Genomic DNA, 11,559 nt, shown 5'->3' on the forward strand with positions numbered 1-11,559 from the left:
CCGCCGCGCGACTCACTCCACCCCGGCAACGCCGAGGTCTGGGAAGACCCCGACCCGCAGGGCCTGTCACTCCTGACTCCCTACCGGCGGCGCACGCCGACCGGCATCATCTACCCGTATCCGCCGGCGCTGCACGAGCTCGACGAGCTGGCCGACGGCTGGTACGCGCGCGGTGCCGCCGAGATCGGCTACACGCTGGTCGGCGGCGAGGAGACCGAGACCCGCTACACCAAGTACGAGGACCTGAAGGACGGCCCCTTGCTCGACGGTCTCAACCTCGAGCTGTGGCGGCCCGAGTCGGGTGACTGGGCGATGCTGCGCGCGGGCAGCGTCGGGCGCACCGACCAGTTCTACGACCTCGAGGCCAGCCGCGCCGGCTGGCTGCGCTTCCGCGCGTCGTTCAGCGGCGTGCCGCACAAGTACGCCAGCGACGCGACCACGCTCTGGCTCGGCGGCGGAAGTGACTTCCTGAAGCTGCCCGACGGTCTCTCGCCCGCCGGCAACGATCCCGCGGCGATCCAGGCCGCGCTCGACACGCACGTGCCGGGCACCGTCGAGGTGCAGCGCAACCGCACGCAGCTCCAGCTCAAGGTGCGCGCGCTGCCCAGCCTGTCGTTCATCGCGCAGTACGGGCTCGAGGACCGCAAGGGCGCGATCCCGAGCTCGGTCGGCTTCAACTATCCCGATTTCACCGACTTCGCCGGCGCGTCGCTCGAGGTGCCCTATCCGGTCGACGACCGGACTCACAAGGCCACCGCCGGGCTCGAGTGGGCCACCGCGCTCAGCCAGCTCAACCTGACTTACAATGGCTCGTTCTATCGCGACCAGAACAGCTCGCTCACTCTGGCGCAGCCGTTCCTGGGCACGGGCCTGGCGCAGATCGAGCAGGCGCGGCTCGCGCTTCCGCCCGACAACGACTGGCACAACGTGCGGGCCGACTTCGGCGTGAACATGCCGTTCCGCTCGCGACTCACGACCGCGCTCTCCTGGTCGCGCAGCACGCAGAACGACGCGCTGATCCCGCCGACGATCTCGTCGGTCACGATCGGCACCACCAACTTGAACGACTGGAACACGGTCTCCGCGCTGTCGACCAAGACGGCGCACGCGCGCGTCGACAACGTGCTGGTCGACGTCGAGTTCCACATCAGCCCGTGGCGCCCGCTCGCGCTGCGCGCCGGCTACAAGTTCACCAACCAGGAGACCCAGACCAATTACTTCGCCTTCAACCCGCAGACCGGCCAGTTCGGCTACATCGTGGAAGATGGCGGACACGGCTCGCTGTTCGGCCCGGCCTACATCGGCATCTATGACCCGACGGTGCCGGGCGACGCTCGTCGCTACCGCACGATCCCCTTCGGCGAGTCACACTCCACGATCGACCTCGGCGGCACGCTCACGCTGCCGTGGCGCAGCTCGTTCGACCTGTTGCTCGAGCAGGAGAACGTGGACCGCGACGTCTCCGAGCGCCCGCAGACGCGCGAGCAGCGCGCGACGGTGTCGTTCAACACGCGCGCGTTCTCCTTCGCCTCGCTGCGACTCTCGTACAAGTTCCTGAACCGCGACGGCGGCGACGTGGACTACGGCGTCTACCGGAAGTACACGACCGCGGGCCTGCCGGGCTACGTCCCGCTCACGCCCGCCGGCGACCCGCCGCACAACCTGAACCAGCTCGTGCGACCGTCGCTCGCGGACCTCGTGGGGCAGCGCATCAACGCGCGCGTGGTGTTCTCGCTCGGAGAATTCTCCGATCTGTCACTCGCCGCGCGGCTGCGCAGCGACGACTATGGCTCGGGCTACGGACTCACCAGCGACCGGTCGCGCGACGTGGAGGCCGAATGGACCGTGCAGCCCTCGCCCGCGCTGACGGCGAACGCGTTCTTCTCGGCCGAGCAGCACGATCGCGGCATGCAGACGATCCGCGGCTTCGGAACCTCGCCCGACGGCGACGCGGGCGGCCCCGATTTCCCGTTCACCAATCAGTGGGGCATGCGCTCGAACGGCGACGCGATCGGCTGGGGCGGCGGCTTCAGCTTGCACCCCATGAGCTGGATCTCACTCGACACGCGCTACACGTTCCTGGTCACGCGCGAAGATGAGGATCTCTCCTTCGCGTCGACCAACGTGTTCGCCACGCCCGTGTTCGGAGCGTTGCCGCCCGACCATCTGCCGCGACTTCGTAACCGCGATCACACGGTCGATACGAGCCTTCGCATCGCGCTGCGAAAGTCGCTCGCGCTGCGCTTCTTCTACCGCTGGGAGCTGTCTGGCGTCGATGACTACCACCAGACGGATCTGCCGACGCTGCTCGGTCACCGCATCTACATGGGACACCAGGATTCGGATTACGAAGCCAGCTTTTACGGCGTCGCGTTGCAGATCGGTTTTGGGGATGGCTGGTGAGAATCTGTCCCACGGTTGACGCCGTAGGTGGTATGGTTCGCAACTCGGGAGGGGATCCCATGAAGCACCGCATCAGCTTCGTCTGGCTACTTGCATTCGGACTCGCCTTCGTTCCGCGCAGCTCGCTCGCCAATTTCCACTTCATGGAGATCGAGCAGATCGTCGGCGGCGTCGGCGGCAACACCGACGCGCAAGCCATCACCCTGAGGATGCGCTCGTCGTTCCAGAATCAGGTGGTGGGGAATGCGCAGCTTCGCGCCTGGGACGCGGCGGGCACCCACCCAGTGACGGTCGCGACGTTTACCGGCACCAATCCGACCGACGCGAACGCGTGCAAGGAGATCTTGCTCGCGACGAGCGCCATGGGCGGGAAGACTCAGCCCGCGGTAGCCCCCGACTTCACCATGCTCGCCCCGATCCCCGCGACCTATCTGAACGCCGGCTCGCTCACGTTCGAGGGTGCCGGCGGCGCGATCATCTACTGGCGTGTGGTCTGGGGCGGCGCAGGATACAGCGGACTCACCACGCTCTCGACTACGAATGATCCGAATGGCGATGTCGCACCGGCGTTCGCCTCGGCCCTGCCTTCGACCGGGGTCCAGGCGCTGCGCTTCTCGCCCACGTGCGGCACGCCTTCGCAAACGAGCCTGGCCGACTACGCGGCCGTGACCGCCCCGGTCACCCTGAGGAAGAACTCGGGCACCACGTTCAACGTGGTGGACCTGCTGCCGGTGCCGGCGCTGCCCGGCGCGGCGCAGCTCCTCTTGCCGGCCCTGCTCGGTCTGGGGTTGCTCGGCTTCGCGATCCGGCGCCGACGCCCCGAGAGCTAGCAGCCCCTCAGGGCTTCGGGTAGGGCCGTCGATAGAGCGGTCCGCACAAGCGGATCGTCTCGTCGACGAGCGCCGCGAGCGCGCCGACTTGCGTGCGAAGCTCACTCGAGCTGCGCCCGACTTGCGCGAGCACGGCGCTCACTCGTGCGCCGAAGTCGCCGGGCGCGCGCGGGAGCTCGGCGATCTCGACCAGCGCCGTCTTGTCCGAGAGCCACCAGCGCTCGTTCAGCGCGAACAGCACGAGCGCGAGCTGGAACGCCACGCGCGCCAGACAGCCCGCCGTTCCGAGCACGTCGCCGCGCTCGGCGAACTTCGACGCGAAGCTCTCGAGCGCGAACTCGCACGCCCACAGGTACGACTGCACGACCGCGCGCCGCAGCGCTTCCGGGTACACCGATACGTGTCGCTTCAGCTCGGCGACCTTGCCCTGCGGATCGGCGAGCGGCAGGCAGATCGCGATCTCGCCCAGGTAGGTCGGCGAGAAGAAGCCGAACGGCGGCTGCTGGCCGAAGTGGAGCTCGAAGCGCCCGGCCTGCGCATCGGCGATCGCACGCTCGAGCTGCTCGAGGCTGCGATACAGGAAGTCCACCCGCTGGCCACCCACCGTGAGCCACGCCCCGCCGTTCACCCAGGGGCCCCACTGGTAGAAGTCGCTCACGACCGGGTCGGGTGAGTCGTTGCGCTCGACCGCGAGCGCGCGCAGGTCGGCGATCGCGAACGGCGTGCGCTCCGAGTACAGGACGCCGAGGTCGATGTCGGAGGTCGGCGTGCCACGGCCACGCGCGAACGAGCCGCCGAGCACGACCGCGGCCACGCCGGGCAGCGCGGCCAGCCGGCCGGCGAGTGAGTCCACGAGCGCGCGCTGCGCAGGAGTCAGCTCGGTCACGGCTCAAGCCTCGTGCGCGAACGCGCCGTCGCGCAGGCGCGGCGCGACCGCGTCGGCATCGAGCTCCGCGGCGAGCTCGACGTCGCGCGCGAAGCCGCGTTGCGCGAGCTCCACGCCCGACGCGCACTCGCGCAGCACGCGCGCGAGCCGTGGCTGCGCAGCGCGCCAGGCCGCGCACGCGAGCTCCGCCTCGGGCGAGCGGGTGCCGCCGAGGCGCGCCAGGATGGCCCCGGCCCCGATGCAGTCCTCGGCCGCCGGCCGCAGCCGCTGGTCGGGCCAGCGCTCGCCCGCGGCGATCACCGCGATCGGCCGCGCGGCATCGCACAGGCGCTCTGCCAGCGCCGCCGCGTTGCGCAGCGTGCCCGCGTACACCTCGCCCGACTCCGCCGACAGGAAGGAGAGCTGCGAGCCGTTGGGCGACGGCAGCACGATGCGCGTGCCGCGCGGGATGCCGGCCAGCGAGGCCGGAGACAGCGAGTAAGTGCTCTGCGACCGGCGCGGGCCGGCCACGAGCGCGCCGCGCTCCGCCGCGAAGGCGTCGACCCGCTCGTCCTGCCACAGGTACGGAAGCACGCTCGCGCCGCGCGCGCACGCCAGCGACACACAGGTGGTGAACGAGAGCACGTCGACCACGACGAAGGTCGCCGCGTGACCCGCGAGCGCCCGCAGCCCCGACTCACCCCATTCGAAGCGCAGGTCGTAGCCGGACTGACTCGTGAACGGATCGTCGCTCATCGCGGCCGACGCTTCCGTGTGTAGGCGGTGCGCTTGACGATCGCGCGTCCCCGCGCGGGAGCCCTGCCGACGCGCCCGCGGCCCTCGCCGGCCGCGGCGCGCACCAGCGCACGCACGCCCGCGCGCGACAGGTCGCCGGGCGCCTCGATGCGCACGTGGCGGATGCGCGCGCCGCTGCCCGCGAGCAGGCGCTCGGGATCGGGCAGCTCGACGCCGCGGTTGAAGCCGAGGTTCACGTGACCGGCGTAGGCCGCCACGTGACAGAACGCGTCGGAGAGCCGCTCCGAGAAGCCGTACGCGGCGGCGACCGCGTTGTAGGCGTCGTACACGAGCTCGCTCGCGCCGGGCGCTGCGCGCAGCACCGCCGCGCGCGCTGCGAGAAACAGCCGTCTCACTCGCGGGTCGTACGCCGCGAGAAACCGGCTGAGCTCGGCGGGCGGGCGGCGCATGGGGCGGCCTAGGCTAGCACCGCCGCCAGCGCGCTGACACTCTGCACCACGTGCTCGGGCCGTGCGCTCCCGGCCGGCAGGGGCCGGCCGCGCCCATTCACCCAGGCGACCGCGATCCCGGCCGCTGCGCCGCCGAGCACGTCGGAGCGCAGTGAGTCACCGGCGTGCAGCACCGCGTCGCGTGGCAGACCCAGGCGCGCCAGCGCGGCCTCGAACGGCTCGGTGCGCGGCTTGTAGGCGCGGCAGCCCTCGCTGGTCACGACCCGTTCGAACGACCAGCCCAGGCTCGCTAGCGCCGCGGCCAGGTCGCCGGCGTCGATGTTCGACACCAGACACACCGGCATACGCAGCGCGCGCACGAACTCCGCCGCGCCCGGGAGCGCGCGCGGTGCGCGCCAGTAGGCGAACAGCTCGGCGGACAGCGCCTCGGGATCGAGCGCACACTCGAAGCGGCCGAGCAGCGCTCGCAGGCTCGCAAGCTCGAGCGCACGCTGGCTCGCGAAGCGACCGCCGTGCGCGCGCTCGCACAGCGCGGCGAACTCCCGGCTCCACTCGGCGCCGACCGCGGCCGCCGTGGGCGCGCGCGGCGAGGCGGCGGCCACGCGGCGCGCGATCCCGGCCACGATCTCCGTGTCTTCCTCGACCAGCGTGCCGTAGAAATCCAGGAGCAGCCCCTGGTAGCGATTCACTCGCCGCCCTCGCCCTCGCGCGAGTAGGGGTCGTGCAGCTCCACCGGGTGCCCGGAGCGCGAGCGCAGGCGCATGTTCAGCATCTCGACACCGACCGAGAACGCCATCGCGAAGTACACGTAGCCCTTCGGCACGTGGTGGTCGAAGCCGTCGGCGATCAAGAGCACGCCGATCACGAACAGGAACGAGAGCGCGAGCATCTTCACCGTCGGGTGTCTCGAGACGAAGCGGCCGATCGCGCCGGCGAAGACCAGCATGAGAGTCACCGAAACCACGACCGCGCCGATCATGACTCCGATCTCGTCGACCATACCCACGGCGGTGACGATCGAGTCGATCGAGAACACCAGGTCGATCAGCGCGATCTGCAGGATGATCGCGCCGAAGGTCGCGCGCACCGCCGACGAGGCGTGCCCCTTCTCGCCCTCGAGCAGCTGGTGGATCTCCTTGGTGCTCTTCCACAGGAGGAACAGCCCGCCCGCGATCAGGATCGTGTCTCGCCCCGAGATCTCGACCCCCGCCACCGTGAGCAGCGGCGCAGAGAGCGCGATGATGCTCGACAGCAGGAACAGCATGCCGATGCGCATGAACATGGCCGCGAACAGTCCGATGCGGCGCGCGAGCTCGCGGCGCTCCGCCGGCAGTTTGTCGACCAGCACCGAGATGAACACGACGTTGTCGATGCCCAGCACGAGCTCGAGCACGGTCAACGTCGCGAAGGCGATCCAGGCGCGGGGGTCGGAGAGCCAATCGAACATGGTCGTCCGAGGGTAGCGAAGGCTAGCGGGCTGCCGACTTCTCGAGCGCTGCGGCCAGCGCGCGCAACGGCTGCGCACCGTCGCCGCGCCAGGACGCGCCGTGCATGCACGCCAGCGTGAGTGGGCGCAGGCCTGCGAGCCGTTCGAGCGTGCGGCGCGAGTCCGGCGCGTGCGCCCAGTAGTCGAGGCCCGCGCGCATGGCCTCGCTCGGACCGAGGATGTCGGACTCGGTGAGTGGCGCGTGCTCGTGGCCACCCTGCGTGAACAGGTCGCCGCACAGGAGCGTGCGCGTGCGTGTCTCGAAGAGATACCCGCACTCCCAGGCGTGCGGCACGTGCGGCGTGTAGAGGAAGCGCACCTGATGCCGGCCGAGCGCGCGCTCGGCCCCGTCGGCCAGGGTCTGCGGCGCCCGGTCGGCGACGTCGCGCACGGAGACGTCGGCCGCGAGCTCGCCGCACAGCGGAAGCGCCTGCGGCGCCGCGGCGAGAAACTCGTTCAGCGAGCCGCACTCGTCGGCCTCGAAATGCGAGAACGACACGTGCCGCAGGCGAGACACCGGCATCACGCTCGCGATCGCCTCGCAGACGAGCGGGAACAGCCGGCGCGGTCCGGTGTGGAACAGGAGCGGCTCGTCGTCGTCGATCAGGAACTGGTTGAAGGTGAAGCCGCCGGGGAAGCTCTCGGGCGGGATCGGCGTGGAGATGCGGTAGATGCCTTCGGCGATCTCGTCGACGCGCGTGCCGGACTCTCGGTTGGTGATCACGGTCGAGCCACTCCGATCAGCGCCTCGCGAGTCACCAAGCTCGCGAGCCGCTCCTCGCTCCAGCCTTCGGTGCCCGCGGGCCGCTCCGGCAGCACCATGTAGCGCGTCTCGCCGCTGGTGTCCCAGACGCGCAGGGCGACCGACTCGGGCAGGTCGAGGCCCATGGAGCGCAAGAGCGCGCGCGGCTCGCGCACCAGGCGCGCGCGGTACTCGGGGCTCTTGTACCACTCGGGCGGCAGGCCGATCACCGACCACGCGGTGCACGAGCACTGGGTGCAGACGATCGCGTTGTGCGTGTCGGGGGTGTTCTCGAGCACCACGAGATACTCGCTGTTCGCCGCGCGGAAGCCGAGCTCGGCGGCGGCCGCGGTGCCGTTCTCGAGCAGGCGCTTGCGGTAGGCGGGATCGGTCCATGCGCGCGCGACCACGCGCGCGCCGTTGTGCCAGTCGAAGTTCTCCTGCGCCTGCTCGGCGCGCGTCTCGAGAAAGCGCTCGGGGATCAGCCGGCGCGCCTCGAGCGCCTCTTCGAGCGCGCGCACGCGGTCCGCGATCGGGGCCGGGCGAGGCGGCTCGCGCCGGCGAGTCACGGCGCGGCCTCGAGATAGCTCTGCCACAGGTCCACGACCACGCACCCGCTGGCCTCGGCCGAGTCACCCCACAGCTCGCGCGCGGCGAACTCGACGTGGTAGGTCGGCTCTTCGGCTGCGGCGAGCGCGTGACCCGCGAGGTCGGGGTATTCGAAGCGGCGCGAGACCCGCACGATGCGCCCGCGCCGGCCGCGCACGTAGCGCGGCGCGCGGGTATGACCGGCCGGATGCGCCTCGCGCACGCGCACGGAGTCACCCGCGGCGAAGCGCGGCGGCGCCGCCGCGGGCGCAGGCGTTCCGGCTACGTGCGCGGCCGGCCGCGACAGCGGGACCGGGCCGCCCGCGCGCGCTTCGAGCTCGCCGCGAGTCACGACTCCCTTCTCGACGAACAGCGTCGCGACGCCGGTGAACCAGCGCTCGTAATACGAGGCGGCGAGATAGTGCGCCGGGTCCATGCGCTCGACGGCGTGGCGGTACTCGTGCACGTTGTAGGTGCCGAGCACGCGGATGCCCAGCGTGTTCAGCGCGAAGGCGCGCGCCTCCCAGGGCTCGTGGAAGGCGGGCTCGTCGCGCTCGATCTCGACTGCGCCGAAGCCGGCCATGCCGCCCAGGTCGTGAATGCCGTCCATTTCGCCGGCAGCATAGCGCCGCGCACGGGCCTTCGCGGCAGTCCGCGCGTGCGCTTCCGCCGCCCGCCGCGCGCGTGTAGGCTCCCGGCATGAACGAAGCTGAGCTCGCGCGCCGCGGCTTCACGCGCCGCCAGATGCTGCGGGTGGCGGCGCTGGCGAGCGCGGCCACCGCCCTGCCCTGGTCGTCGGAGCACGCGCTCGCGCAGCTCTCCCATGCCGGCGATCTGCCGGACGACGCGGTCAAGATCAACGCCAACGAGTTTCCCGAAGGCCCGTCGGCGCGCGCGCTCGAAGCGCTGGCGCAGGTGGCGAAGAACGGCAACCGCTACCAGTACCCCGAGACCGAGTCGCTGGTCGCCGCCGCCGCGGCGCTGGAGAAGCTCGAGCCCCAACACTTTTCGGTGTACCCTGGGTCGAGCCTGGCGCTGCACCACGCGGTGATCGCCTTCACCGGCCCCAAGCGCGCGCTGGTGACCGCCGAGCCCGGCTACGAGGCGGCGGCCCGGGCCGCCGAGTTCATCGGCGCCAAGGTCCTGCGCGTGCCGCTGCGCCGCGACGGCGCGCACGACCTGCCCGCGATGCTGGCCAGAGCGAAGTCGGAGCCGGTCGGGCTGTTCTACGTGTGCAACCCGAACAACCCCACGGGCACGGTGAGCCCGCGCAGCGAGATCGACTCACTGGTGGCGCACAAGCCCGCGGGCTCGGTGGTGCTGCTCGACGAAGCCTACATCCACTTCTGCGACGAGAAGCCCGGCGTCGACCTGGTGCGCGAGGGCAAGGACGTGGTCGTGCTGCGCACGTTCTCGAAGATCTTCGGCATGGCGGGCCTGCGCGCGGGCTTCGCGCTGGCGCACAAGGAGCTCCTGGCGCGCATGACGGGCTGGAACACCGGGGCGATGCCGGTGACCGCCATGGCCGCCGCGCGCACCATGCTGGGCGAGCCCGAGCTGATCGCCGCCCGCAAGCGCGGCAACGCCGAGCGCCGCGCCGACCTGATGCAGTTCTTCGACGCGCACGGCTTCGCGTACACGGCCTCCGTGAGCAACGCGCTGATGGTCGACGCGCGCATGCCCACGCAGAAGGTGATCGACGGACTGAAGCAGCAGAACGTGTGGGTCGGCCGGCCGTGGCCCGTGTGGCCGACTCACGTGCGCGTGTCGATCGGCACGAGCGCCGAGCTCGCGCGTTTCAAGAGCGCGTTCCTGGATGTCGCCACGCCGCGCGGCTGAGTCAGGACGCCCGACGACCCTCGAAGCGGAAGACCTGGATGCCTTCGGGCACCGGGTCGTAACCGCGGAAGCGCAGCACGCCGTCGCGCTCGGCGGCGTCGGTCACGTGCACCGCGCGCAGCTCGAACAGGCGATCACCCAGCCGCACGCGCACGTCGGGGTTCTCGATCCAGATCGCCGCCCAGCTCTCCACGGGCCACCAGCTGGCCAGCGCCCAGCGGTGGGACTGCACGAACAGCCGGTCCTGGTACAGGAAGCACTCGAGCTGCACCGAGTGCGGCTTGGCGGGCCGGGCCTCGATCTCGCAGATGCGCCGGCCATCGGGCACTGACTCGCTCCAGGTCGCGGGCACGGGAGTCACCTGCCCCGAGAGCGCGCCGCCCGGCACCGGGCCACAGCCCACGAGCGCGCACAGCGCGAGCGCACGCCACGCCTTCACGGCCCGAGGCTAGCATGCGGCTGCGCGAACGCGTCGAACTCCTCGGGCGTGCCCCGGAACAGGTCGAGGTCCACGCGGCTCTTGATGCCCGGCAGGCGCCCGTTGTCGGCGAACTGCCAGAAGATCCAGCGCGCGCTCGCGTCCGAGGGCTCGCCGAACAGCTCGCGCGGGAACGCGGCGTAGCCGTCGAGCGATCCGGCCAGGACGCGCTCGAGCGACTCGCGCGTGAAGTAGACCAGCGGCCGCCGTCCGGCCAGGCGCTCGACGGCCACGAGAAACGCGCGCAGCTCGAGGCGCACCTGCTCGAGGCTCGAGAAGCTCTTGCAGTTGCCGACGAACTCCACGTCGGCGACCGGCGGCAGCTCGCCGAAGTCGCCGCCCACGCTGCTGGCGAAGTGATCGGCCTGCGCCGCGCCGGGCGAGCAGAAGGTGAAGAAGTGGTAAGCCCCGCGAGTGACTCCCGCCGCGCGCGCGCCGGCCCAGTTGCGCGCGAACTCGGTGTCGACGTGGTCCGCGCCCTCGCTCGACTTGATGTACGCGAAGCGCATGCCCGCGCCGCGCAGCGCGACCCAGTCGATGCGGCCCTGGTGATGCGACACGTCGACGCCGCGCACGGGGTAGGTCGAGTACGAGGGATGATTGAAGCGCACCAAGCCGGCGCGGTAGCTCCAGAAGCTGACACCGAGCAGTGTCGCCAGGAACGCGGCCGCGGCGAGCGCGCGCTTCACAGGCGGCGGCCGCGGCGCACGACCACGGGCGAGCCGTCGGCCAGGAATGCGCTGCTGGGGCGGTCGCGCAGCGCCCCGGCGAACTCGCGGCCGTAGAGCGCCGCCACGTCGCACTCCAAGCGGGCGCGCTGTGCACGCCACACGTTCCAGCGCGGGTGCTCCACGCGGTACTCGATGGAGCCGCCGTCGGCCTGCCGCGCGTAGCCCCGGTAGTGCTCGCTGATGAAGGCCTCCTCGGAGTCGTCGGCGGGCCGCTCCGGCTCGCCGCTGAACTCGAGCGAGAGACCCTCCCACGCGCCGCTCCGCTTCCAGCCGTAGGAGACCGACGACCGTCCCTCCAGGGGTCCCACACGGAGGGAGTGTCTCATCGGGTGCGCGACGTAGTTCTCACCGTAGGCGACGCGCGCGACCCAGGCGGTCGCGCGCCGCGGCAC

General features: G+C 71.3%; 14 protein-coding genes. 3 read left to right on the forward strand and 11 right to left on the reverse strand.

Features of this window, described 5'->3' with window-relative positions:
- Together VMR86_15390 and VMR86_15395 are read left to right on the forward strand one after the other, a co-directional pair.
- The coding region (locus VMR86_15390; GenBank protein HTO08429.1) for an MtrB/PioB family outer membrane beta-barrel protein at window positions 1-2,403 on the forward strand (2,403 nt) is incomplete at its 5' end.
- Window positions 2,404-2,546: 143 nt separating this feature from the next.
- On the forward strand, window positions 2,547-3,233 hold the full coding sequence (locus tag VMR86_15395) for a hypothetical protein (protein ID HTO08430.1): 687 nt from the start codon (window positions 2,547-2,549) through the stop codon (window positions 3,231-3,233).
- 7 nt (window positions 3,234-3,240) lie between these two features.
- On the opposite strand, the gene VMR86_15400 is transcribed toward VMR86_15395, so the two are convergent.
- From VMR86_15400 to nthB, 8 genes are read right to left on the reverse strand one after another with little or no spacing between them, the layout of a single operon-like run.
- Window positions 3,241-4,119, reverse strand: coding sequence for a nucleotidyltransferase domain-containing protein (locus VMR86_15400; GenBank protein HTO08431.1), 879 nt, complete (start codon window positions 4,117-4,119; stop codon window positions 3,241-3,243).
- Window positions 4,120-4,122: 3 nt separating this feature from the next.
- Entirely contained in the window at window positions 4,123-4,854 is a 732-nt protein-coding gene (locus VMR86_15405; protein HTO08432.1) for a 2-phosphosulfolactate phosphatase, read from the reverse strand.
- Window positions 4,851-5,303 carry a DUF1801 domain-containing protein gene (locus tag VMR86_15410; protein HTO08433.1) on the reverse strand — a complete coding sequence of 151 codons (453 nt, stop codon included), beginning with the start codon at window positions 5,301-5,303 and terminating at the stop codon, window positions 4,851-4,853. The genes VMR86_15405 and VMR86_15410 overlap by 4 nt, the downstream gene beginning before the upstream one ends.
- 8 nt (window positions 5,304-5,311) lie before the next feature.
- Window positions 5,312-5,992 carry an HAD family hydrolase gene (locus tag VMR86_15415; protein HTO08434.1) on the reverse strand — a complete coding sequence of 227 codons (681 nt, stop codon included), beginning with the start codon at window positions 5,990-5,992 and terminating at the stop codon, window positions 5,312-5,314.
- Window positions 5,989-6,750, reverse strand: coding sequence for a TerC family protein (locus VMR86_15420; GenBank protein ID HTO08435.1), 762 nt, complete (start codon window positions 6,748-6,750; stop codon window positions 5,989-5,991). Before VMR86_15420 ends, VMR86_15415 begins: the two co-directional genes overlap by 4 nt.
- A 22-nt stretch (window positions 6,751-6,772) precedes the next feature.
- A complete protein-coding gene (locus VMR86_15425) occupies window positions 6,773-7,513 on the reverse strand; it encodes an MBL fold metallo-hydrolase (GenBank protein HTO08436.1) in 741 nt (246 codons plus the stop codon).
- Window positions 7,510-8,100, reverse strand: a complete 591-nt coding sequence (gene nthA / locus VMR86_15430) for a nitrile hydratase subunit alpha (GenBank protein HTO08437.1) — start codon at window positions 8,098-8,100, stop codon at window positions 7,510-7,512. The genes VMR86_15425 and nthA overlap by 4 nt, the downstream gene beginning before the upstream one ends.
- Window positions 8,097-8,729, reverse strand: coding sequence for a nitrile hydratase subunit beta (gene nthB, locus VMR86_15435; GenBank protein HTO08438.1), 633 nt, complete (start codon window positions 8,727-8,729; stop codon window positions 8,097-8,099). The genes nthA and nthB overlap by 4 nt, the downstream gene beginning before the upstream one ends.
- A gap of 89 nt (window positions 8,730-8,818) precedes the next feature.
- Between nthB and VMR86_15440 the strand changes: the two genes are divergently transcribed.
- Window positions 8,819-9,958, forward strand: a complete 1,140-nt coding sequence (locus VMR86_15440) for an aminotransferase class I/II-fold pyridoxal phosphate-dependent enzyme (GenBank protein ID HTO08439.1) — start codon at window positions 8,819-8,821, stop codon at window positions 9,956-9,958.
- A gap of 1 nt (window position 9,959) precedes the next feature.
- Here VMR86_15440 and VMR86_15445 read toward each other — a convergent pair whose 3' ends face one another.
- The 3 genes from VMR86_15445 to VMR86_15455 all read right to left on the reverse strand — a co-directional run.
- Window positions 9,960-10,397 (reverse strand): hypothetical protein, encoded by a 438-nt coding sequence (locus VMR86_15445; GenBank protein ID HTO08440.1) that lies wholly within the window; start codon window positions 10,395-10,397, stop codon window positions 9,960-9,962.
- Window positions 10,394-11,125, reverse strand: a complete 732-nt coding sequence (locus VMR86_15450) for a GH25 family lysozyme (protein ID HTO08441.1) — start codon at window positions 11,123-11,125, stop codon at window positions 10,394-10,396. Before VMR86_15450 ends, VMR86_15445 begins: the two co-directional genes overlap by 4 nt.
- Window positions 11,122-11,559: DUF2071 domain-containing protein (locus tag VMR86_15455; protein ID HTO08442.1), on the reverse strand; the 438-nt coding region annotated here is incomplete at its 5' end. The genes VMR86_15450 and VMR86_15455, both read right to left, overlap by 4 nt.

Source organism: Myxococcota bacterium (genome assembly GCA_035498015.1).
Taxonomy (GTDB): domain Bacteria; phylum Myxococcota_A; class UBA9160; order SZUA-336; family SZUA-336; genus VGRW01.